This is a genomic window from Paraburkholderia tuberum STM678, from assembly GCF_902833905.1.
GTDB classification, from domain to species: Bacteria; Pseudomonadota; Gammaproteobacteria; order Burkholderiales; family Burkholderiaceae; genus Paraburkholderia; species Paraburkholderia tuberum.
Map to the genome: position 1 here is coordinate 94,692 of NZ_CADFGP010000008.1, position 23,107 is coordinate 117,798.

Annotated in this window: 23 protein-coding genes; 6 read left to right on the forward strand and 17 right to left on the reverse strand. The window is 62.7% G+C overall.

The window, feature by feature from the left end; genetic code table 11:
* Position 1: 1 nt before the first annotated feature.
* The 10 genes from HWY30_RS09030 to HWY30_RS09075 all read right to left on the reverse strand — a co-directional run bounded on the left by HWY30_RS09030 (position 2) and on the right by HWY30_RS09075 (position 9,798).
* Positions 2–1,168 (reverse strand): acyl-CoA dehydrogenase family protein, encoded by a 1,167-nt coding sequence (locus HWY30_RS09030; RefSeq protein WP_090810374.1) that lies wholly within the window; start codon positions 1,166–1,168, stop codon positions 2–4.
* A gap of 34 nt (positions 1,169–1,202) precedes the next feature.
* Entirely contained in the window at positions 1,203–2,357 is a 1,155-nt protein-coding gene (locus tag HWY30_RS09035; protein WP_090808779.1) for an acyl-CoA dehydrogenase family protein, read from the reverse strand.
* A gap of 31 nt (positions 2,358–2,388) precedes the next feature.
* Positions 2,389–3,588, reverse strand: a complete 1,200-nt coding sequence (locus tag HWY30_RS09040) for an acyl-CoA dehydrogenase family protein (RefSeq protein ID WP_090808777.1) — start codon at positions 3,586–3,588, stop codon at positions 2,389–2,391.
* Positions 3,589–3,631: 43 nt separating this feature from the next.
* Positions 3,632–4,774 carry a CaiB/BaiF CoA transferase family protein gene (locus tag HWY30_RS09045; protein ID WP_090808774.1) on the reverse strand — a complete coding sequence of 381 codons (1,143 nt, stop codon included), beginning with the start codon at positions 4,772–4,774 and terminating at the stop codon, positions 3,632–3,634.
* A gap of 3 nt (positions 4,775–4,777) precedes the next feature.
* Positions 4,778–5,632, reverse strand: a complete 855-nt coding sequence (locus tag HWY30_RS09050; RefSeq protein ID WP_090808772.1) for an SDR family oxidoreductase — start codon at positions 5,630–5,632, stop codon at positions 4,778–4,780.
* Positions 5,633–5,676: 44 nt separating this feature from the next.
* Positions 5,677–6,492 (reverse strand): enoyl-CoA hydratase/isomerase family protein, encoded by an 816-nt coding sequence (locus HWY30_RS09055; RefSeq protein WP_167368750.1) that lies wholly within the window; start codon positions 6,490–6,492, stop codon positions 5,677–5,679.
* Between the two features lie 17 nt (positions 6,493–6,509).
* A complete protein-coding gene (locus HWY30_RS09060; RefSeq protein WP_090808768.1) occupies positions 6,510–7,316 on the reverse strand; it encodes an enoyl-CoA hydratase/isomerase family protein in 807 nt (268 codons plus the stop codon).
* A gap of 11 nt (positions 7,317–7,327) precedes the next feature.
* Positions 7,328–8,128: an enoyl-CoA hydratase/isomerase family protein gene (locus tag HWY30_RS09065; RefSeq protein WP_090808766.1), complete on the reverse strand. Its 801-nt coding sequence runs from the start codon at positions 8,126–8,128 to the stop codon at positions 7,328–7,330.
* A 93-nt stretch (positions 8,129–8,221) separates the two neighbouring features.
* Positions 8,222–9,373 (reverse strand): thiolase, encoded by a 1,152-nt coding sequence (locus tag HWY30_RS09070; RefSeq protein ID WP_090808764.1) that lies wholly within the window; start codon positions 9,371–9,373, stop codon positions 8,222–8,224.
* Between the two features lie 59 nt (positions 9,374–9,432).
* Positions 9,433–9,798, reverse strand: coding sequence for a Zn-ribbon domain-containing OB-fold protein (locus HWY30_RS09075; RefSeq protein ID WP_018425526.1), 366 nt, complete (start codon positions 9,796–9,798; stop codon positions 9,433–9,435).
* A gap of 387 nt (positions 9,799–10,185) precedes the next feature.
* On the opposite strand from HWY30_RS09075, the gene HWY30_RS09080 reads away from it, so the two are divergent.
* Genes HWY30_RS09080 through HWY30_RS09100 form a run of 5 tightly spaced genes read left to right on the forward strand, consistent with a single transcriptional unit; the run spans position 10,186 to position 14,754 of the window.
* Complete coding sequence (locus HWY30_RS09080; protein ID WP_090808762.1) at positions 10,186–11,349, forward strand: acyl-CoA dehydrogenase family protein; 1,164 nt, start codon at positions 10,186–10,188, stop codon at positions 11,347–11,349.
* A 49-nt stretch (positions 11,350–11,398) separates the two neighbouring features.
* Positions 11,399–11,875: a MaoC family dehydratase gene (locus HWY30_RS09085; protein ID WP_090808761.1), complete on the forward strand. Its 477-nt coding sequence runs from the start codon at positions 11,399–11,401 to the stop codon at positions 11,873–11,875.
* Positions 11,876–11,877: 2 nt separating this feature from the next.
* Positions 11,878–13,131, forward strand: coding sequence for a CaiB/BaiF CoA transferase family protein (locus HWY30_RS09090; protein ID WP_090808758.1), 1,254 nt, complete (start codon positions 11,878–11,880; stop codon positions 13,129–13,131).
* A gap of 38 nt (positions 13,132–13,169) precedes the next feature.
* Positions 13,170–13,934 (forward strand): glucose 1-dehydrogenase, encoded by a 765-nt coding sequence (locus HWY30_RS09095; protein ID WP_090808756.1) that lies wholly within the window; start codon positions 13,170–13,172, stop codon positions 13,932–13,934.
* Positions 13,935–13,977: 43 nt separating this feature from the next.
* Positions 13,978–14,754 (forward strand): enoyl-CoA hydratase-related protein, encoded by a 777-nt coding sequence (locus tag HWY30_RS09100; protein ID WP_018425531.1) that lies wholly within the window; start codon positions 13,978–13,980, stop codon positions 14,752–14,754.
* Positions 14,755–14,822: 68 nt separating this feature from the next.
* On the opposite strand, the gene HWY30_RS09105 is transcribed toward HWY30_RS09100, so the two are convergent.
* Complete coding sequence (locus tag HWY30_RS09105; RefSeq protein WP_090808754.1) at positions 14,823–15,932, reverse strand: hypothetical protein; 1,110 nt, start codon at positions 15,930–15,932, stop codon at positions 14,823–14,825.
* A gap of 224 nt (positions 15,933–16,156) precedes the next feature.
* Between HWY30_RS09105 and HWY30_RS09110 the strand changes: the two genes are divergently transcribed.
* Positions 16,157–17,092, forward strand: coding sequence for a FadR/GntR family transcriptional regulator (locus tag HWY30_RS09110; protein ID WP_090808753.1), 936 nt, complete (start codon positions 16,157–16,159; stop codon positions 17,090–17,092).
* A 67-nt stretch (positions 17,093–17,159) separates the two neighbouring features.
* Here HWY30_RS09110 and HWY30_RS09115 read toward each other — a convergent pair whose 3' ends face one another.
* The 6 genes from HWY30_RS09115 to HWY30_RS09140 all read right to left on the reverse strand — a co-directional run bounded on the left by HWY30_RS09115 (position 17,160) and on the right by HWY30_RS09140 (position 23,088).
* Positions 17,160–18,152 carry an NAD(P)H-dependent flavin oxidoreductase gene (locus HWY30_RS09115; RefSeq protein WP_090808750.1) on the reverse strand — a complete coding sequence of 331 codons (993 nt, stop codon included), beginning with the start codon at positions 18,150–18,152 and terminating at the stop codon, positions 17,160–17,162.
* Positions 18,153–18,173: 21 nt separating this feature from the next.
* The gene (locus tag HWY30_RS09120; protein ID WP_090808748.1) at positions 18,174–18,953 is read right to left on the reverse strand and encodes an SDR family NAD(P)-dependent oxidoreductase; all 780 of its coding nucleotides are present in this window, start codon (positions 18,951–18,953) and stop codon (positions 18,174–18,176) included.
* A 55-nt stretch (positions 18,954–19,008) separates the two neighbouring features.
* Complete coding sequence (locus HWY30_RS09125) at positions 19,009–19,767, reverse strand: enoyl-CoA hydratase/isomerase family protein (protein ID WP_244144843.1); 759 nt, start codon at positions 19,765–19,767, stop codon at positions 19,009–19,011.
* Between the two features lie 114 nt (positions 19,768–19,881).
* Positions 19,882–20,619 carry an enoyl-CoA hydratase gene (locus tag HWY30_RS09130; RefSeq protein ID WP_090808744.1) on the reverse strand — a complete coding sequence of 246 codons (738 nt, stop codon included), beginning with the start codon at positions 20,617–20,619 and terminating at the stop codon, positions 19,882–19,884.
* Between the two features lie 19 nt (positions 20,620–20,638).
* Entirely contained in the window at positions 20,639–21,799 is a 1,161-nt protein-coding gene (locus HWY30_RS09135) for an acyl-CoA dehydrogenase family protein (RefSeq protein ID WP_090808741.1), read from the reverse strand.
* Between the two features lie 77 nt (positions 21,800–21,876).
* Positions 21,877–23,088: an acyl-CoA dehydrogenase family protein gene (locus tag HWY30_RS09140; protein WP_090808740.1), complete on the reverse strand. Its 1,212-nt coding sequence runs from the start codon at positions 23,086–23,088 to the stop codon at positions 21,877–21,879.
* Positions 23,089–23,107: the final 19 nt, after the last annotated feature.

The following is a 23,107-nucleotide window of genomic DNA, read 5'->3' on the forward strand; positions in this document are numbered from 1 at the left end:
CTCAGAATGAACGCGGCAGGTCGAGCACGTGCTCGGCGACGTAGGACAGGATCAGGTTCGTCGAAATCGGCGCCACCTGATAGAGCCGGGTTTCGCGAAACTTGCGCTCGACATCGTATTCGCAAGCGAAACCGAAGCCGCCATGGGTCTGCAGACAGGCATTCGCGGCTTTCCACGAAGCCGTGGCAGCGAGATGCTTGGCCATGTTCGCTTCCGCGCCGCACGGTTGATGGTTGTCGAACAGTTCGCAGGCCTTGTAGCGCATCAGATCCGCCGCGCGCACGTCGATGTAGGCCTCGGCGATCGGGAACTGGATGCCCTGGTTCATACCGATGGGCCGGTCGAACACGATACGCTCGCTGGCGTACTTCGACGCGCGCTCGACGAACCAGTAGCCGTCGCCGATGCACTCGGCAGCGATCAGTGCGCGCTCGGCGTTGAGTCCGTCGAGGATGTACTTGAAGCCCTTGCCTTCCTCGCCAATCAGGTTCTCTTCAGGAATCTCCAGATTGTCGAAGAACAGCTCGTTCGTCTCGTGATTGACCATGTTCGGAATCGGCCGCACGGTCAGGCCATTGCCGATAGCCTGGTGCAGGTCCACGAGAAAGCACGACAGCCCATCCGACTTCTTCTTCACGTCCGACAACGGCGTGGTGCGTGCGAGCAGGATCATCATGTCCGAATGCTGCACGCGTGATATCCACACCTTCTGGCCGTTCACCACGTACCGGTCGTCTCTTTTTACAGCAGTGGTCTTCAGCTTCGTCGTGTCCGTTCCGGTGGTCGGTTCGGTCACAGCCATCGATTGCAGACGCAATTCCCCGCTCGCGATCTTCGGCAGGTATTTGCGCTTTTGCGCCTCCGAGCCGTTTCTGAGCAGCGTATTCATGTTGTACATCTGGCCATGACAAAAGCCAGAGTTGCCGCCGTTGCGGTTGATCTCCTCCATGATCACGGACGCCTCGGTCAACCCGAGACCTGAACCGCCATACTCCTGAGGGATCAGCGCGGCCATCCAGCCGGCCTTCGTCAGCGCGTCCACAAACGCCTCGGGATAGACGCGCTCGTGATCGATGCGGCGCCAGTACTCGTCCGGGTACGCCTTCGAGAGGTCGCGCAAGGCGTCGCGCAGTTCCTGATATTGATCGGGTGGGGAAATTCGGCTCATGAATGGTTTCCGTTTGCTTGGCTGGACGCGCGGCTCACGCTGCTGCATCGATCAGTCCGCCGGCATTGGCGAGCTGGGTCAGATGATGTTCGGTCGAACCGAACTGGATATCGATCACGCTCAGGCGTCTCAGGTAGTGACCGATCTTGCACTCCTCGGTCATCCCGATGCCGCCGTGCAATTGCACGCCTTGTTGACCGACGAAGCGGCCCGAGCGCCCAATCTGCACTTTCGCCGCCGACATACTGCGATCGCGTTCCGCCGCGTCCGGCTCCTCGCTCATCATGGTCGCGAAGAGCGCCATGCTGCGCGCCTGCTCCACCATGACGAGCATGTCGACTGCACGATGCTGGAGCGCCTGGAATGATCCGATAGGCACCCCGAACTGCTTGCGGACCTTCAGGTACTCCACGGTTTCTTCGTGCGCAGCTGCCATTGCACCTACGGCTTCCGCGCTCACCGCCGCGATCGCGTGCGCAACGACCGTTTCTATCAGCGACAACGCGGCGCCCGCGGTGCCCAGAACGTCGCTATCTGGAACCCGCACGCGGGACAACTGAATGTCTGCCGCACGCAGTCGGTCTTGCGTCGGATACGGGTGGCGCGTCACGCCCTCTGCGTCGCCCCTAACCACGAACAGCCCGATGCCGTCACGCTCGCGCCTACCGCCGGACACGCGCGCCGACACCACGAGAACGTCGGCGCTGCCGCCGTGGAGCACGACGCGCTTGGCGCCGTCGAGCACCCAGCCGGCGGCTTCGCGTCGTGCGGTGGTCGCAACGTCCGCGAGGTCGTACCGCGCCTGCGCCTCGCTGTGCGCGAACGCCATCTGCAACTCGCCCTGCGCAATCTGCGGCAGAATCGCCGCGCGTTGCGCCGCGTTGCCGCCAAGCCGCACCAAGCCGCCGCCCAGCACGACCGTCGCGAGATACGGTTCGACCGCGAGAGCGCGGCCCAACGCTTCCATCACGATCATCGTTTCGACAGGGCCGCAGTGGCTGCCGCCGTATTCCTCGTCAAACGAAAGGCCCAACAGACCCATGTCGGCGTAACGCGCCCAAAGCTCGCGGCTGAAACCGTCCGGCTCAGCGAGATACTTCGCGCGCTGCTCGAACCCATACTCGTCTTTGACGAGCCGCTCGACGCTGTCCTTGAGCATGCGTTGCTCATCGGTGAAATCAAAGTCCATATCTGATGCTTCTCCGCAGTTCGCCCGTCGCTCAAAGTCCGAGTACGGACTTGGCGAGAATGTTCTTCTGAATCTCGTTGGAGCCGCCCACGATCGAGACGTGGCGCGCGAAGTAGTGATTCGGCGCAACGGTGAGCGCCCATTCGGGTTCGCGAACCGGATCGGCAAGCCCGCGCAGGAAGTCAAGATCGAGCGGTAAAGCGTCCGGCCCTGCCACCTCGAGGAGCAATTCAGCCGAGAGTTGCTGGAGTTCCGAACCCTTGATCTTCAGGATCGAAGTCTTCGGGTCGGGCACGTGGCTCTGCTGCGCGCTGCTCTCGGCGATCACGCGCATCTGCGTCATCTCCAGGGCCTTCAGCTCCACCTCGACTGCCGCGACACGTTCGCGAAAACGCGGGTCGTCCCACAGCACACCGTCGCCGCAGGGCACGCGCTTCGCAAGATCCTTCGCGTGACGCACGCGCATCTTCGAAACGCCCACGCGCGCAATGCCGCTGCGTTCGTTGCCAAGGAGATACTTCGCGTAATCCCAACCCTTGTTCTCCTCGCCAATTCGGTTCGCAACCGGCACGCGCACGTTGTCGAAGAACACCTCGTTGGTTTCGTGGTGGCCGTCGATCGTGACGATCGGGCGCACGGTCAGGCCCGGCGTCTTCATGTCGATCAGAAGGTACGTGATGCCCTGCTGTTTCTTGCCGCTCGAATCCGTGCGTACGAGACAGAACATCCAGTCCGCGTGATGCGCCGTCGAAGTCCAGAGCTTCTGGCCGTTGATCACGTAGTGGTCCCCGTCGCGCACCGCCTGGGTTCGCAGCGCGGCCAGGTCCGAACCGGCTCCGGGCTCGGAGAATCCCTGGCAGAACCAGTATTCGAGGCTCGCGATGCGAGGCAGGAAATGGCGCTTTTGCTCCTCGCTGCCGAACGCGATGAAAACCGGACCGATCATGTTCACGTTGAACGACAGCGTCTCGGGCGCCGGGGCCATGTGCAACTCTTCCTTGAAGATGTATTGCTGCACCGCGCTCCAGCCCGTCCCGCCCCACGCCTTGTCCCACGCTGGCGTCGCCCAGCCGCGCTCGTAGAGCATGCGTTGCCAGCGGCGCAGGTCGGCCGCCGAATAGCGCTGCCCCAAGGTAGCTTTGCGTCGGATGTCGGCCGGCAGCGCTTCCTTGAAGAAGGCTCTGACCTCATTGCGGAACGCTAGCTCTTCGTCGGTATATCGCAGATCCATGAGTGTCTCGTTTCGTCTTTATGGGTCGCCTGTCGGGCGCGGCTCAGGCCAGCGTTCCCGCTTCTTTCAACTCGCCAATGCGGCCCCGTTCGAGCCATGCCGCCAGCGCGGCGTCGATCGTGGTCGCGTCGGGCGCCTCGGGCGCCGTCGGCTTCGCGGGCACCGTGGCGGAGAAGCGCGGCGCCGGCGCGGGCTGCACGATGCCGTCCACTTCGATGAACGTGCCGCGCGCCTTCAGATGCGCATGCTCGGGTGCCTCGGTCCACGACAGAACCGGTGCGAAGCACGCGTCCGTGTGTTCGAGCAAGGTGGTCCATTGCTCGCGTGTGCGTCGCTTGAATTGCAGCGCGAACAGTGCGCGCGCGGCGGGCCAGTTGCTTGCGTCGAGCTGCGTACCCAGCGTTCGCGGATCGATGTCGAGCAGGCGGAGGAGTTCGAGATAGAACTTGTCCTCGATGGGGCCGACCGTAATCCACTTGCCGTCCGCGCATTCATAAACGTCGTAGAAGTGCGATCCCGAATCCGTGATATTCGTCCCGCGCCCGTCGCGCCAGATGCCGGCAGCCTGCATGCCGAAGAACGTGGTAGCAAGGTTGGCCGTACCGTCGACGATCGCGGCATCCACGATCTGTCCGGCGCCGCCGTTGCGCGCATGCAGGATCGCCGACAGGAGCCCCATTGCAAGGTACAGCGAACCGCCCGCATAGTCGCCGATCAGATTCAGCGGTATCGACGGCGGCTGATCACGGCGGCCAATTGCGTTGAGGACGCCGGTGATCGCGATGTAGTTCAGGTCATGCCCGGCGTACTGCGCGAGCGGACCTTGCTGGCCCCATCCCGTGATGCGCCCGTAAGCGAGCTTCGGATTGCGTTCGAGGCAGGCCTGCGGACCCAGCCCGAGTCGCTCGGTCACGCCGGGTCGGAAACCTTCTATCAGGGCATCGGCGCGCTCCACCAGCGTGAGCACGAATTCGACGGCCTGCGGGTCTTTCAGGTCGAGCGCAATCGTCTTCCGGTTGCGCAGCAACAGGTTGTAGCGCAGCGGACGCTCGATACCGAGCTTGACCGGCTGGCGACGTTCGATGCGCAACACCGTCGCACCCAGATCGGCGAGCAGCATCGCCGCCATGGGCCCCGGGCCGATGCCGGCCAGCTCGATGATGCGAACTCCTGCAAGCGGACCCATGGTTCAACCCTTGCGAGCGTGGGCGCGCATGGCGTCCCATTGCTCGTCGGTCCAGTCCTGCATCGCGCGGAAGGTCGGGCCGCCAACACCCTGCATCCAGCGGCCGCCGTCGATCACGATCATGTCGCCGGTGATGTAGCCGGAGCCATCGGACGCCAGATAAGCGTAGAGATTGGCAAGTTCCGCGTGATCGCCGAAGCGCCTCAGCGGCACCGAGCGCTCCTGCGGCTCGACCTGCGAGCCCGGCGGGTACAACTGCTCCCATGCGCCCGGCGTCGGGAACAGTCCGGGCGCCACCGCGTTCAGGCGAATGCCCTTCGGGCCCCACTCGACCGCAAGGCTGCGGGTCATGGCGAGAATACCCGCCTTCGCGGCCGCGGACGGCACGGTAAAGGCCGAGCCGGTCATCGTGGGCGTCGATACGGTACTGATCACGTTGCCCGGGTGACCCGCGTCGATCCAGCGCTTGCCCGCCGCGATCGTGCAATAGAAGCTGCCGTGCAGCACGATGTCGAGCACCGCATCCACCGCGCGCGCCGACAGGCTTTCCGTGCGCGCGATGAAGTTGGCCGCCGCGTTGTTCAGCAATACGTCGAGCGGACCATCCCGCCAGATCGTCTCCATCATCGACTCGACGGACTCGGCGCTGCGCACGTCCGCCTGCACCGTCGTGACACGCGCGCCAGGCACGACGCCGCGAAACTCGTCGGCCGTCGCGTCCAGCACTTCCTTGCGGCGACCGCAGATGACGAGATCGGCGCCCAGTTCGAGGTAGCGCAGGCCGATACTCTTACCAAGGCCGGTGCCTCCCCCGGTGATGAGGATTCGTTTGTTCTTCAGCAGGTCAGGCGTAAACATATGCGTTGAACTTCCAGTAGGGACAGCAACGGAGAATGGCGGCGTCAGGCACCCGTGAAAACCGGCTTGCGTTTTTCCATGAAGGCCGTCACCGCCTCCGCGTGGTCGCTCGTTTGACGGGTCAGCGGATTGAGGTCAGTTTCGAGGCGGCATGCGTCTTCGATCGAATTGCCCGCATTGACGAGGCTCGCCTTCAGGAGCGCCAGCGTCACTGGCGGATAGCTCGCGAAGCGCGCCGCGGCCTCGATCGCCGCATCGAGCGCGCCGCCGCTCGCGACCACCTCGCTGACCAGGCCGATGCGGCGCGCCGTGGCCGCGTCGATGACATCGCCTTTCAGCATCAACTCACGCGCCTTGCTGCCGCCGACCTTTTGCGGCAGCGTCCATAGAATTCCCGTGTCGGGAAGCAGTCCGACCTTGCCGAACGCACATGAGTACTTCGCGGTATCGGCACCGACCACGACATCGCATGCAGCCGCCAGCGACAGCCCCGCTCCATAGCACGTGCCCTCCACCGCCGCGACGACCGGCTTCGTGCCCGTATAAATCAGCTTGAACAGACGCACGCCCACCGCGATGCGCTCACGAAGCGCCAGCAACTGTAGAGTGGTCGCGTGCATTTCGGACAGGTCGCCGCCCGCGCAAAAATGGCCGCCCGCGCCTGTCAGCACAATGGCGCGCGTTTGCGGATCGTCGTGCATCAGCCGGTGCAAGACCTCGGTCAGCGCAACGCGCATCCTCATGGAGAACGCGTTGCGGCGCTCGGGATAGTTCATCGTGACAATGGTCACGTCGCCTTGACGGCGCACCTGCAGGATCTCGTCGGCGCCCGCGGCTTTTTCCTTCTGCTCGATACTCATCGCATTGCTCCCCGCGCTCACTCACCCGTGAAGACCGGTTTGGTCTTTTCCATAAACGCCTTGCAGGCAGCCTGATGGTCTTTCGACTGACGCAGGATGGGCTGATAGTCGATCTCGGCTCGCAGCGCGCCTTCCATGGTCGCCGCGGCGTTGGTCAGCGCGTCCTTCAGCAGCGCCACGCCGAGCGGCGGCAAGTCGGCAAGACCGCGCGCAACTTCGATTGCCTTTGCGCGCGCAGTACCCGGCCCGACGACTTCGTTGGCAAGGTGAATCGTGCCGGCCTTGTCGCCGTCGATTTCAGTGGCGAGCGAGAGCATCTCCCTCGCGCGAGCCATGCCTATGCGCTTCGGAAGCGTCCACAGAATACCGGTGTCCGGAATCAGGCCGACGCGCAGAAACGCCGCGCAAAAGCGTGCACTCGATGCAGCCACGACATAGTCGGTCGCGACCGCGAGCGACAGCCCGGCGCCGAAGGCTACGCCTTCCACGGCCGCCACGACCGGCTTGGGTCCCGCCTGCATTTCACGCACTACCACGCACGACTCCGCCAGAATCTCGCGGCTTTGCAGGATCGTGCGCTGCGTCATCTCGGAGATGTCGGCGCCGGCGCAAAAGTGCTCGCCCGCGCCCGTCAGGACGATTGCCCGCGAGTCCGGATCGTCCACCATCAGCCGATGCATCGTGTCGCGCAACAACTGACGCATCTGACGTCCCATCGCGTTGCGGCGTCGAGGATTGTTTAGCGTCACGATCGCGACCGGTCCCTCGCGGGTCACCTCGATCAGCGACGTCGTATCGTTTTCTGCCGTTTCTTTTTCGCTCATGTTGGCTTCCTTCAGTCGGCCACGAACACCGGCTTGCGCTTTTCCATGAAGGCGCTCACGGCCTCCTGGTGTTCGCGGCTGCGGCGCAGGATGGGCTGCAGGTTGACTTCCGCTTCGATGGCGTCGTCGAGCGTACGGATGCCCGTCGCGAGCGCGGCCTTCAGGTGCGCGGTGGCCACCGAGGGCAGTTCCGCGTACTGTTGCGCCACCTTCGAGGCCGCGTTCAGCGCCTCGCCGGGCTCGACGACCTGATTGGCAAAACCGGTCTCGCCCGCTTCGACGCCGTTGAACTCACGAGCACTCAACATGAGCTCGCGTGCAAGGCCGCCGCCCACGCGCTGCGACAACGACCAATAGAGCCCCGTATCGGGCAGCAGCCCGACCTTGACGAACGCGCTCGCATAGCGCGCGGCCGATGACGTGACGACATAATCGCAAGCAGCGGCGAGCGACAGACCAGCGCCAAACGCAAACCCTTCGACGGCGGCGACGATCGCTTTCGGGCCTTCCACCATCAGTCTAAAAATATCGAGCGGCAGTTCATTGCGCTGTCGATATTCGAGCACCTTGCGCGTCTGCATCTCCGAGATGTCCCCACCCGCGCAAAACGTATTGCCCGCGCCGGTCAGTACGATCGCACGGCAGGCTTCCTCATGATGCATCAGGCGATAGAGCTGCGCGTACAACGTCTCGCGCATCTTTAGCGAAAACGCGTTTCGCCGTTGGGGATAGTTCAATGTGACGATCGCGATTGCACCGTCTTGCCGGACCTGTACGATCTCTGCTGCATCGCTGCTGGTCTCTTCGCTCATCTGTCCGTCTCCTGTCGATCGGGTTTAGCGCTTTAGCGCTTACTCCGATCCCATGCAAAGCTGTTGACAGTGACCCTGGCGGGCGGAGTGTCTTTACAGGGTTTCCTGCGTCCCGAGAATCACCGTGGCCTGGCTCGAGAGCACACCACCGTTACCGTGCGCGATTGCCAGCTTCGCACCGGGTATCTGGCGCTCACCAGCGCGGCCCGTCAATTGCCGCATCGATTCTTCCATCAGGAACAGCCCATACATGCCGGGGTGAACGCACGACAAACCGCCGCCGTTCGTATTGACCGCGAGCCGGCCGCCCGGCGCGATGCCGCCGTCCGAAACGAAGCGGCCGCCTTCGCCTTTAGGGCAAAAGCCGAGGTCTTCGAGAAACAGAATGGTGTTGATCGTGAAGGCGTCGTACAGCATCGCGACATCGATATCATTCGCCTTCACGCCGGCCATTTGATACGCACGCCTGCCCGATTCCGCTGCGGCAGTCACCGTGAGATCCGGCATGCTCGCGATTTCGCGGTGCGAAGTGGCCGAAGCCGCGCCGAGCAGATACACCGGCTTGTCGGTGAGATCACGCGCTCGATCGGCGCGCACCATGACGATCGCTGCCGCGCCATCCGTCACGAGGCAGCAATCGCGCACGGAAAGCGGATCCGACACGAGGCGCGCGCCCATCACGTCGTCGATCGACATGGGCGTGCGCATATACGCATCCGGATTCAGTTGCGCCCACTTGCGCGCGGCGACGGCCACCTCGGCCAGATGCTCACGCTTCGTGCCGTACTGATGCATATGACGCGCCGCCGCAAGCGCATACGACGACACCGGATTCATCGGCTTATACGGGCTCTCCCAGGGCGAAGGACGCGACGACTGCACGAGCTTGCCCGCCGCGCTGCGCTGATTGCTCCCATATGCAATCAAGGCAACATCGATCTGTCCCGTACACAACGCCATGGCCGCCGTGTGCGCGTAGATTTCGAACGCCGATCCGCCGCTTCGGTTGTTGTCGGTGAACTTCGGGTTAATACCGAGGTATTCGGCAAACGTGAGACCCGACAGCATGTCGTCCGGCGTGCACACGAAAAGGCCGTCTACATCGCCAGGCGTAAGTCCCACCTGGGCGAGCGCGTCAACGGACGCACGCGCAGCAAGGTCCAGCGACGACAAGCCAGGTGCTTCCCCCATCCCATAGGTGGCGCCTGCCACCAGTGCGGTACGCCCGCGCAAGTTGAATTCCATTCGATCTACCTTTCATCGGTGTGACCGGCTGTTGACGGCCGGCTGCGGGTTAGCGGGCGTCAGGCTGGTTCGAACACAAGCAATGCCGCATCCCCTCGGTACACGATCTTCGCCTGCACCGGCATGCCAATGCGCACGGCCTCCGGCTCGATGCCCTCCACACAACTCAGCATGCGCACACCTTCTTCCAGATCGATCACTGCGACGTTGTAGCTGGGCGTGGGCGATTTCTGGCGCACCACGGTAGTGGAATAAACCGTCCCCTTCCCGCAGGCTTCGACCCACTCCAGATCGCGCATCCCGGTAACCGGCTCAGCCACCCGCGGGTAGAAGACATAGCGGCCGCTGCCGCGGCTGCGCTGGATCATCAAGCGGCCCTCGGCCAGGAATTTCTGATAATCGACTTCAGGACAAAGAGAGTCCATTCCCCGCTCCTCCAAATTGTTTTGCCATGGGCTCGCGCCGAATCGAGCCGTTCTGTCGGGCCAAAATGGAACAAATAATCGAACGCTGTTCCAAATATTAAACGCACTGGGAGCGCGCTGTCAACGGCGGGAAAGCCCTGCCGTGCCCCGCCGCGCAAGGCTGAAACTACATCCCGACCAAATTCCCGACGCACCTCGGACAAACCCGCGGGAGCCGGTTTCAGCGCTTGACGATCACCCGGCCCTTCGTTTAATTTATCGAACATCGTTCATAAACGTGAAGACTTCGAATGTGATCAGGAAGTGGTCGGCAGGGGCGACGTATCCCCAGTCCGGAGACGAATCCGGGGGGCCGGCCCGAAAAAACCGTTAGCAAGAGAGCTCGAAGTGACATACGAACTAACAGACGACCAGCTTCAGATCCGCGACCTCATCCGTCGCGTCGCACGGGAGCGCGTGGCGCCGCGGGCCGACGAGATCGACCGTACGGCCGGGTATCCGCACGACATGTACGCACTGCTCAAGGAACTCGGCCTCTTCACGTTGCCGTTTCCTGAAGCGTATGGCGGCGCCGGCAGCGTGATGTCGGCCTGCATCGCCGTCGAGGAGTTCGGGCGGGTTTGCTACAACACGGGCTATCTGCTGGTCGTGCAATGGACGCCCTTCGGAGCGATTCTCGAAGGCGGCACCGAGGAGCAGAAGGCTCGCCTGCTGCCGGGTCTCGCCTCCGGTGAGTTGCGCGGTGCGCTGTCCATTACCGAGGCTCAAAGCGGCTCCGACGTTTCGGGCATTCGCACGACAGCGCGCCGCAAGAACGGCGGCTATGTGCTCAACGGCTCAAAGATCTGGTGCACGAATTCGCATATCGCCGACTTCATTCTCGTCGCCGCCAGGACGCTCGACGAGGAAGGACAGGCGCTGGGGATCAATCTTTTCATCGTCGATCGCAACACGCCGGGCCTGACGATCGGCAACGAAGAAGACAAGATGGGCGCGCGCGGCGTGGCGTCGTGCCCCCTTTACTTCGACGATGCCTTCATCCGCGCGGCAGACCGTCTCGGGCCGGAAGGCGGCCAGGGGTTCAAGGTGGCAATGGAGGCGCTCAACACGAGCCGTCCCATCGTGGCCGCGCGCGCGGTTGGCATCGCGCAGGGCGCGATCGATCACACCGTCAAATTCATTCAGGACCGCGTTGCATTCGGCCAGAGCATCAGCAACTTTCAGGGTGTGCGCTGGATGATCGCTGACATGGTCACCCAGACCGAGGCCGCGCGCCAACTCGTCTATCGCACGGCGTCGCTCGTCGATGCGGGCGTTAGCGGCCGTGAACTCGCCCCAATGGCGGCGATGGCGAAGATGTTCGCGTCGGATGTCGCCATGAAGGTCGCGACCGATGCCGTGCAGCTATTCGGCGCCGCAGGCATCTCCAACGAGTACCCGATCAACCGTTATTTCCGCGACGCGAAGGTGGTGCAGATCATCGAAGGCACCAACCAGATCCAACGCAACATCGTTGCGGACAGCGTGCTAGGCCGCATCAAGAAGAACTGACAACGACAGCTCAGCTAACAGCCGAGCCGACAACGACAGAGGACAGGCAATGGAAGAAATCGAAACGGTTGGTCTGGGAATTCACTGGGAGGACCTGCCCGTTGGACGCAAGTTCAAGACCGTGGGCCGCACGGTGACCGAAACGGATGTCGTGAATTTTGTTTCGGTGACCGGCATGCTGGAAGTTCTGTTCACCAACACCGAGTTTCTTCGCGAGCAGTCGGCCATCAAGGGGCGCGTCGCGCCGGGCGCGCTGGTCTTCACGCTGATGGAAGGGCTGCTCACGCAGGCCACCATGCAGGGCGTCGGCTTCGCGTTCCTCAACATGGAACTCGACATCAAAGGCCCGACCTATGTGGGCGACACGATTCACGTGGAATGCGAGGTGATCGAATGCAGGCCTAGCAAGGGGCGCCCCGGACTTGGGCTGGTGCGCACCCGTAACCGCGTGATCAGGCAGGACGGCACGGAAGTGATGGTGTACACGCCGCTCAGACTCGTTAAAGGCAAGGAATACAAGGCCTGAGCATGGAAAATCCCCAACAACCCCTCGAACCGGCGACCGGCCCGTTAGCCGGTGTCCGCGTGATCGACCTGACCATCAACGTGCTCGGTCCGGTCGCCACGCAGCTACTCGGCGACATGGGCGCGGACGTCATCAAGATCGAACCGCCCGAAGGCGACCAGAACCGCAAGAATGGCCCTGGCCGCAACCCCGACATGGCAGTGTTCTATACGATCATGAACCGCAACAAGCGCAGCGTGATCCTGAACCTGAAGCAGGCCGAATGCCGCGAAGCGCTGCTCAAGCTCGTCGAGACCGCCGACGTCATCGTGCACAGCATGCGCCCGAGTGCCGCCGAGCGCCTCGGCATCGACTATGAAACCGTGCGGGCGCGCAACCCACGCATCGTGTACGCATCGGGTGCCGGCTATCGAATCGACGGACCATACAAGGACCGCCCCGCTTTCGACGACGTGATTCAGGGCGAAACCGGCATTGCCGCGATGAACCGCGACACGGACGGCTCGCCGCGATACTTCCCCACCGTGATCGTCGACAAGTTCTGCGGCTACGTGCTGGCGTCGTCGATCGGCATGGCGCTCTATCACCGCGAGCGGACCGGCGTCGGCCAGCTCGTCCATGTGCCGATGTTCGAAACGATGCTGCAATTCAATCTGTTCGAGCATCTTTGGGAAGGTGCGCTGGGCTCCAATGACGGAACCGGACTGGGCTATCCGCGCATGTTCTCGCCGCACCGCCGGCCCTACGCGACAAAAGACGGGCATATCTGCCTGCTCGCCGTGAATAACGAGCAATGGCGCCGCGTGCTGTGCGCAATCGGTGCAGCGCATCTGCTCGACGACCCGCGCTTCCAGCACATGGCCGAGCGTATGCGCAACATCAGCGAGCTGTATCGCATCGTCGGCGACGCCATCCGCAACAAGACGACTGCGGAATGGAATGCGATCTTCGCCTCGGCGGACGTGCCGCACGGTCCCGTGCGCGACCTGAAAGACCTGATGCACGACGCGTACATCAAGGAGACCGGGTTCTTCCAGCGCTTCGAGCACCCGACCGAAGGCGACATGGTCATGACCTCGATACCGGTGCACTTCTCCGAGTCGCCCGGCAACGTTCGCTATCTGCCGCCGAATCTCGGCGAGCACAGCATCCAGGTTCTGGTCGAAGCGGGATATAGCGCGGACGAAGCGAGCGCGCTCCTCGCCCGGGCCACAGGAAGGGGCGAAGCCGTATCGGAAGCGCTGAGCAAGGATTAACTGGCGCGGCAGCGCCTCGCACATCACGGAGGGAATCAATGAAGGGGCTCAAGGAGAAGGTCGTCGTCGTCACTGGCGCGGCAGGTGGGATCGGAACCGCCATCAGCAGACGATTCGGCGACGAAGGTTCGACCGTCGCGCTGTTCGACCTGAACGAAGAAGGCGCCGTGCGTGTCGCGGCGGAAATCGAGGCGGCGGGCGGCAAGGCGCGAGCCTACCGCGTCGACATCACGGATCACGAAGGTGTGCATGCTGCGGTGGCAAGAGTCGAGAAAGAACTGGGACCGATCGAGGTTCTCGTGAACAACGCCGGCTGGGACATGGGTGCGTTCTTCCTGCAAACCGAGAAACCGTTCTGGGACAAGGTGGTGGCGATCAATCTGTACGGACCGCTGAACATGCACCACGCCGTGCTGCGACGGATGGCCGAACGTGGCCGTGGCCGCGTCGTCAACATCTCGTCGGATGCGGGACGCGTGGGCTCCTCGATGGAAGCGGTGTACTCGTTCTGCAAAGGCGGCCTCATCGCCTTCACGAAGACGATGGCACGCGAAATGGCCCGCCAGATGATTCCCGTCAACGTCGTTTGCCCCGGCCCGACCGCGACCCCGCTTCTCGACAACCTCGCGCAGGGCGAGAAAGGCGAGCGCATCAAGGCCGCCCTCGTGAAGGCCGTGCCGTTCGGCCGCATGGGCGAACCTGGCGACATCCCGGGCGTGGTGGCCTTTCTCGCGAGTGACGACGCCGCGTTCATCAGCGGTCAGGTCATCAGCGTGTCGGGCGGTCTGACGATGGCTGGATAAACGGCTCCGCGAACGCAATCAACCAACAACATTGGAATACGACATGGAATTCAAGGACATCGGCTATCAGGAGGCGGACGGGGTCGCGACGATCACCATCAATCGCCCGAAGGTGTACAACGCATTCAGCGCCAACACCGTTGAGGAACTCATCAAGGCCTTCGGCGCCGCGGGATGGAACAAGGATATCGGCGTCGTGGTGCTCACTGGCGCCGGCGACAAGGCGTTCTGCACGGGCGGCGACCAGTCCGGCGACGGCTACAACGGGCGCGGCACCGTCGGTCTGCCGATCGAGGAACTGCAAAGCATCATCCGCGACATTCCGAAGCCCGTGATCGCACGCGTGAACGGCTATGCAATCGGCGGCGGCAACGTGCTGGTGACGCTCTGCGATCTCGCCATCGCTGCCGAGACCGCGGTCTTCGGTCAGGTCGGCCCGAAGGTCGGGTCGGTCGATCCGGGCTTCGGCACCGCCTACCTCGCGCGCATCGTCGGCGAGAAGCGCGCGCGCGAAATCTGGTACCTGTGCCGCAAATACAGCGCTAAACAGGCGCTCGACTGGGGTCTCATCAACGCCGTCGTGCCCGCGGAACAACTCGACGCCGAAACGAAGAAGTGGTGCGACGAGATTCTGCAGATGAGCCCCACCGCTATTGCGCTCGCCAAGCGCTCGTTCAATATCGATACCGAGAACATCCGCGGCATCGGCGCGTTCGCGATGCAGGCGCTTGCGATGTACTACGACACCGACGAATCGAAGGAAGGCGGCAATGCGTTCCGCGAAAAGCGCAAGCCGGAGTTTCGCAAGTACGTGAAGTGACCGGCGGAAATGCCGGCAGGGCGACGCTCAGCGTCGGCGTCGTCCTTTGCGCATACGCGCGCCGAAGTTCAGTATTTGCGGAAGTTCACGCCGACACGCGTGCCAAGCCCCGGGAGCCGGTTGATGGGGCGGCTGCCATGCTCCGGGGCGGCTTCGCCCCATGCGAACCACACGTCAGGCTCGCGCGCATCGCCCACGCGCCGCCAGCGGCCGTCCACCTGCGGATTCCTGAGCGTCCCGAGACCGACCAGACGCCCGCGCGGATCGGGCATGAACTCCCACTCTTCGCCGAACGCTGAATAACGGATGCCTTCCTGCCAATACCCATTCGCGCCGAAATCGATGGTGCCCGTCACGTCATAGGTAAAGCGCACCTCGCCCTTCTCGTTGCCGAGAATCGCGAAGCCGAACATGTCGTTACCGAGCGTGAAGTGCCCGAAGTCGATGCTGCCATCCTTATAACGCGTCGCCCACGTGTACCAGACGAGTTCCAGCTTCTCCTGCACCAGCGCATCTTTCGTCTTGTAGATCTCGCCGCCCTCGTACATATGGATCGGATCGAAGCCGATCATGCCGCGTACCTTCTTTCCGAGTATCGTCCCTTCCATCTCGAAGATGTTCGCGACGTAGTACATGCCCGCGTCGCGGCCCGGCAGATACCAGTGCATGCCGGGCTTGACGAGCTTGCCCTTGATATCCATGCCGTTCTCTTCGTACCAGCTGCAATCCTCGGGCGTCCAGCTGACGTGAAAGCGATTGCCGGGCGCCTGCGGGTGGCTTCGCCAGTGGATGCGCTCCTCTTCGAGCGTTCTTGCGAATCCATCGTTCGGCACCGATTCCTTGCCTACCGGATGCATATGCATGCCGTCGTCGTGGCCGAGCGTCGTGCACAGGTAGAAACGCCGCCGCGTGTCCTTCGCGTCGGTCCGCAGGCCAGCGGGAATCCGCCGCATCGGGCAATAGATCTCGCCATCCTCGTCGCGCAGCGTTCCCCACAGGTAGAGCGCTTCGGGCGGCATGCCGAAGTAGGCGCGGTTGGACAGCATGTCCTCGATGGTGGGCTCGAAGGCGCTGACAAGAGGCTGCCAGCCAAAGTCGCCGCGGCGCGGCACGGATAGTTTGGTGTCGCTCATGGTCGTTACACCCGTCACGATGGTGAAGTGGTTGGAGCGGCTCACTATAGGTATCCTCGCGCGTGGCTGAAAACCGGTCGATCCGCTCGTCTGGCCACGAGCACGCCCGGCGCGCGATCAGCACAGGGGCACAGGAGCTAACGTATTGATTTACCGGCTTTCTCCGCGGTCCGGAAACGCGCGCTGCCTGCGCGCACGAAAGCTTCGTTACATGTAACGATCATGTGCGATATATTGAACGACGTTCGCCTTTAATACTGATCCCGGACATGCCAAAGTCGTCTGCCGAACGCGTCGCCGCTTATCGCACCCGCAAGAAGGCCGAAGGCATGGTGAGCCTGACACTGGTCGTCCCGGCAGCCGACGTCGCCCTCTTCAGCCAGTTCGCCGCGCAACGCCGCGAAAAGCTGCGCGACAACATGCATCCTGGCCAAGCCACGCGCCAGCAGTGGCTCTCGATGCTGGCCGCGATGACGCCTGCGCTGCCCCCAACTGCCGAGTCGCGCCGCAAGCGCAATGCGATCGGCGCACCGATCACGCGCGCGCAGACGCTCTTCATGGCGCTGCTGAAACACATCATCGATCTGGGATGGCCGGCAGGACTACCGCTCGGCTCCGAGCAGGAATTGATGAAGGTCCATGGAGTAAGTCGCGCTGCGTTGCGCGGAGCGATCCGCTTGCTCGAGCACCACTGCATCGTGAGGGTGCAGCGCGGCACCGCAGGCGCCGTGATCGTCGCCCAGCCGGACCTGAGCGTGACGATGCAGGCAGTCAGCGTCTATCTGGAGTATGCGGGCATCGCGCCGCGCGATATTCTCGCGACGCGCCGCACGCTCGAACTGGCCGTCCTGGATCTCGTCATCGAACGGCTCGACCATGAAGGTGAGCGACGCGTGCACGACCAGGTTCAGGCCGAGGCGCCACTCGACGGTCGTGCCGGCGCCGATGAGTTGCTGCGATTTCATTTCCTGCTCGCTGAACTTTGCGGCGATCCCGCACTGCGTCTCTTCGACGGCATCGCACTGCAACTTGCCGATGCGCATTCCACGTTTCATCGGCGCAGCCGAACGGACCGCGACCGCGTCGTGGCGAGGATCAAGGAATACCATCGCGAGATCGCGCGCGCGATCATTGCCCGCGATAAAGAGCAGGCTCGCCGGCAAATGGCCGACTACATCGCGGGGATCAGGACGTGGCTGGAGTAGCGGCCGCGCTGCGCTTGCGTGTTCGCCTCAACGATCACCGATCCCGATCCGTCGCCGTGCTAGCCATCTACGGCGTCAGCGTGCTCAGCCGGTTCGACGCCGCCACCGCGTCGTCGATCATCTCGTCGAAAATTGCCTCGACCTTCCTGACCGCGTCGGCAAACACCGCGGCATGCCCATAGTCGATCATGCCCTTGCGCGTGTCGCCGGTCACGTAAGCCTGGTGCGCGAGTGCGCCCATCACGTGAGGGCGGAACCGCTCGAACTCGCTCACCTGCGCGCGATCCAGTTCCATGACCGCCTCGGCGCTCTCGTTGCGCAGCACACGGTGATGATCGCGAATCGCAGACTTGACCACGACGCTTTCGCTGCCGTCGCCCGCCACCACTTTGGCCTTGACTTCAGGATGAATCCACAGCTCCTCGGCGACCATCATGCGCGTGCCCATGATGACCGCGTCGGCGCCCATCGCCAGCACGCCCGCAAGCTGCCGCCCGGTGCCGATGCCACCGCCGATCACAACCGGCAAGCCAATCTCCCGCGGCGCCTGCGCGGCCTGCACGATGCTACCGATCTGGTAGATGCCCGGATGGCCGCCGCACTCATTGCCGACGACGATCACACCGTCGACGCCCATCCGCACCGCCGTATGTGCATAGCGCACAGCGGGCACCTTGTGCAAAACCTTGATGCCCGCCTCCTTGAGCAACGGCACGACCGCTTCGGGGCTCGCACCGGCGGTCTCCACGCAGGCAACGTTCTCTTCGATCAGAATGCGGATCTGTTGCTTGACGCGCTCCACTCCGCCCGCTTGCCGCGATATGTAGAGATTGACGCCGAAATTCTTTGCACCGGTGAGTTCACGACAGGTGCGCAACTCGTTGCGGAATTCGTCGGAATCAGGAAAGCCCGCGCCGACGATAAAGCCCATGCCGCCTGCGTTGACGACGGCCGCGACATACCGTGCGTCGGACACGCGCGGCCCAAGACCGCCGCAAAGTATCGGGTGACGAATGCCGAGCAGATCGGTGATTCGCGTCCTGAACATCTGGGGGCGCACGATGTCCTTCCCTCCTGCAGGTCAGCGAAACGAGATCGTGTGGCCGCCATCCACCGCGATCGTCTGGCCGTTGATATAGCCGCCCGAACGCGATGCGAGCATCACGGCTAGCCCGGCGATCTCGTCGACCTCGCCGAAGCGCTGTGATGGATTGCGACCGCGGTACCATTCGACCATCGCCTCGTCCTCCCATTGCGATCGCGCCATCTCGGTCTTGAAGGTGCCAGGCGCGATGCAATTGGCAGTGACGCCCTTTGCGGCGAATTCCATCGCGAGGTTTCTCACGAGCTGCATGTCGGCGGCTTTGGTGAGCCCGTAGGTTCCCGTCACGGCATCGCCGAACAGGCCAACCACGGATGCCACCGAAATAAAGCGCCCATAGCCACGCTCGATCATGCCGGGCACGGTCATCTGCGCGAGCCAGATATTGCTCTGGACGTTGACCTGCATGAACTTGTTGAACGTTTCGTCTTGCAGATCGAGTGCCGAGCCTATCCACGGGTGAATCGCCGCATTGGCCATCACGATGTCGACCCTGCCCCACTCGCCGTTCGCCGCAGCCACGAGACCTTGCAACTCCGCTTTTCGGCTGATGTTGCAGGCAAACGGCAAGGCCACCCGAGTTCCGACCTTTTCGTTGATGGCTTGCGCGGTGGTTTCGCAGGCGTCGGCGTTACGGCCTGAAACGACGACTTTGGCGCCGTGTTCCGCCATGCCGAGCGCACTGGCATAGCCGATGCCGCGACTCGATCCGGTGACGATTGCGACCTTGTCCGTGAGGTCAAAAAGCGATGAGCGCATACGTACTCCGCAGAAAAGGAGGCTTGTCGATGAAAGCAAGGTTCACCGGTCAGGATCAGGCTTGCTTGCGTTTCTGCTGGGCGATGAACGCCGACGCGATCTCGTGATGCTCGTCGCTGAGCGTCGCCTCCAGTTGGCGTGCGAGGGTCGTGTCGAGCATCTGGGCCGCACTGCGATGGAGATGCAGGTTCATCAGCTTCTTGGTTTCGCGCAGTGCGTGGCGCGGTTGCTTGAGCAGCTTTTGCGCAAGAGTCATAGCCTCTTCCATCAGCTTGTCGGGTTCGACAACGCGATTGGCCAGACCGAAATCAACGGCTTGCTGCGCTGTGATGCGATCTCCAGTAAAGATCAGTTCTTTCGCCCGCAGCAGACTCGTATAGAGCGGCCACGACACGGAGATCCCATCTCCGACGACGAGACCAATGTTGATATGCGGCTCGGCGAGAAAAGACTTCTCCGACATCAGAACGATATCGCATAGCGTAGCCATCGTCGCGCCCCAACCGACGGCTGGCCCGTTGACGGCAGCAATCAGAGGAATCGGCACGTCGATGAAACCGTGGATCGTTTGCCGCGCGTTCTCTTGCACGCTGCGCGCAAAATCGGGGTCGTCGAGCGTCTTGACGAAGTGATTCATGTCTCCGCCGGCGCTGAACGCCCTTCCCGCACCGGTGAGAATCCCGACGCGCGCCTCGGGATCCGAGGCTAGCGCAGCAAACAGCTTGGGGTAACTGAAGAGCATCTCGGTGGTCGACGCGTTCAGATCGTCTGGTCGATTGAGCGTAATGATCCGCAGGCCGCCGTCGGCCGTCACCTGAATGTCGTCTGGAAGATCGTAGAGATTTGCCATGCGAGTCCCCTCAGGGCGAAATTGTTGATTGAGCCAGCGTCACGGCCCTCGCGTCGCGCGCTTCGCTCAGGCAAGCGATTATTTCCCCACCTGCCACGCCATGCCGCCGCTTTGCTTTCTTTGCGCCAATGCCGCCTTCTCGATCCGCAACGCCTCTTCCAGCGAAGCCAGCGCACCCTGATCGATCACGCGCTTGACCGTCGTGACGAGCTCGGGTCGGCGGCTCGCAATCGTCTTCGCTAGTGACGCTGCCCGCTCCATCAGTTGCTCGTGGCTGACCACCTCGTTCACGAGGCCGATGCGCAACGCGGTGGCCGCGTCAATCGGATCGCTCGTCAAGCTGAACTGCTTCGCCCACCGCGGACCCACGATATACGGCAACCTCGCGGTCATGCCGCCCCCCGCGAGCGCGTCGATTTTCGTGTGCGTGTCGGCAAAGCGCGCACGCTCGGACGCGATGATGAAATCGCACCCCATTGCAAGTTCCAGCCCGCCTGTAACGGCAGCGCCGTTGACCGCCGCGATTACCGGCTTGGTGATGCGCGGCCACATATCGATCATGTCCGCGACCCGCGTGCGCGGCGCATCGGGCGCGGAAAAATCATTCAGGTCGAGCCCAGCACAAAAGGCCGGATCGGCGCCCGTCACGATAAGGACGCGCAGGCTTTGGTCCGCTTCGAAACGATGCAATGCGTCGACCAGCGCTTCGGTCAATGCGAGGTTCAGTGCGTTGCGGGCCGCGGGCCGGTTCAGTGTCAACGTGAGAACCGTTCCGTCACTCTGCACGCCGAGCAGATCGGTCGCTTTCGCGTTCATGGCAATGCCTCGAAAGGGTTCACGCCGCCGCGACCAATGCCTCGTGCTGAATCTGGCGTGCGTAGCGATTCAGGTGGTAGTCCGTGTTGCCGAACAATGCGTCGAGCACCAGATGACGGCGATAGTGATGGCCCACCTTGTATTCATCCGTGATGCCGTAACCACCGTGCAACTGGATACCCTGTTGCGTGACGAACTTCGCGCTACGCGTGGTCTGTGCCTTGCAGCCCGAGATTTCGACGCTCCGGTTCTCCCTGTCCTCGCTGACGGAGAGCAACGCACGGTGCAGTGTTGCGCGCGCCTGCATCGCTTCGATCGCCATGTCGGCCATCCGGTGTTGCAGCGCCTGGAAGCTGCCAATCGTCACGCCGAACTGCTTGCGCGTTTTCAAGTACTCCGCCGCGAGCTCGATAGCGTCTTCCATATCGCCCACCAGTTCGGCACAGATCGCAACGACCGCTTCGTCAACGGCGGCCTGCAGTCCTTCGAACGCTCGCCCAGCCTCACCCAGAACATTCGATTCCGCGACGATCACACCATCGAGCAGCAAGTCGGCAGATGGCGTGCCGTCGAGCAACGCGCAAGTCTTCAGCGTCACGCCTGCCTGCTTCGGATCGACGACGAAAACCCCGATGCCGTCCGTGGCATCGGCTGCACCCGCCGCGCGAGCGACGACGAGCAGACGGTCTGCAACGGGCGCTCCAACCACGAGCGTCTTATAGCCGTCCAGCCGCCACGCCCCGTCCTCTGTCTTCTTCGCGGTGGCCGTCACGTAATGCACCTGACCCCGCGCGTCACGTTCACTGTGCGCGACTGCATAGACAGTCTCGCCCGAAACGATCTCGCCAAGTATCGCCTCGCGCTGCCCGTCTCGCCCGCAGCGCGTGACAAGCGACGCAGGAAACACACCACACATCACGTATGGTTCCAGCACCAGCGCGCGCCCGATCTGCTCGGCCACGATGGCGCTTTCGACTGACGAGAAACCGAGCCCGCCCAATTCATCCGGCACCGCGACACCGAGCCAACCCATTTCGCCGAACGTATGCCACGTCTCGCGCGAAAATCCGCCTCCTTGCGAAGCAAGATTGCGACGATGTTCGAACGTATAACTCTTTTGCAAGAAACGTTGCGCGCTTTCCTGCAACATCCGCTGTTCGTCGCTCAACTCGAAGTCCATGCTGCACCCTCTTTATGCCGGCAATTGATGCGATCCCACGTCTCGGGGATCGAAGACCGTCGTGACTCGATACGGCGTCAAAGATCGAACAGTGCTTTGGCGATGATGTTTCGCTGAATTTCGGCCGTCCCGCCATAGATCGAGCAAGCCCGTCGATAGAAGACCTCTGCCGCCAGGCCTGGCGCGTATTCAGGTCCGATGACCCGGGCCTCGCGCAGCTCTCGCTCTTCATTCGGATCGGGATAGAACACGGCGCCATAATCGCCGATCACCTCCAGCAGCATCTCCGTGAGCTTCTGATGGAGTTCAGATCCGCGCACTTTGAGCATGGATCCGATCGCCATACCGCCACTGCGCTCGTCTATCCCTTGATGCAGGATTTTCTGCACCGCCATGTCGATCGCGCGAACCTCCAATTCGTGCTGCGCGAAACGTGCCGCAAACGTCGGATCCTGGATCAATGGCTTGCCGGCCATCCGTTCGCGCGAGGCGTAGTGCCGGATCTTGCGCAGATAGCGCTTGAGGGCAGGCGCTTCAGCGCCAAGAAACGCCCGCTCGTTAAAGAGCAGAAACTTGGTGTATCCCCACCCCTTGTTGACCTCGCCGATAAGGTTTTCAGCGGGCACACGCACGTTGTCGTAGAAGACTTCCGCCAGGTGATGGCAGCCATCGAGCGACGCGATCGGCCGTACGGTAACGCCCGGCGACGACATGTCGAGCAGCAGGAAGGAAATGCCCTTTTGTGGCTTCGCTTCGCTATCCGTGCGGACCAGCACGAAATTCCATTGACCGTAGGCGCCGAAGCTGGTCCAGATCTTCTGTCCATTGACGATGTAGTGGTCTCCATCGAGAACCGCCGTCGTACGTAGCGATGCAAGATCGGAACCCGAGCCCGGCTCTGAAAAACCCTGTACCCAGAACACTTCACCACGCTGGATAGGAGGAAGAAAGCGGCGCTTCTGCTCTTCGTTGCCAAACTCGCAAATCACGGGTCCGACGAGCGACACGCCCGCCTGATTCTGTATCGGTGCGCCTGCCAGATAGCATTCTTCCTCGAAGATGTAACGCTGCATCGCGGTCCACCCCGTGCCGCCGTCGGCAACCGGCCAATGCGGCACTGACCAGCCGTGCGTTTCGTGCAAGATGCGAGTCCAGCGCTGTGAATCGTCGTCACCTGCCAGAAAGCCCTGCTGCCCGCGAACGGCCAGGTCGGCCGGCAAATGCTCGTTGAGGAACGCACGAAATTCTTTGCGGAACGCGATGTCCGCGGGATCTACGCGAAAATCCATGGTTTAGCTTCCAGCGTTT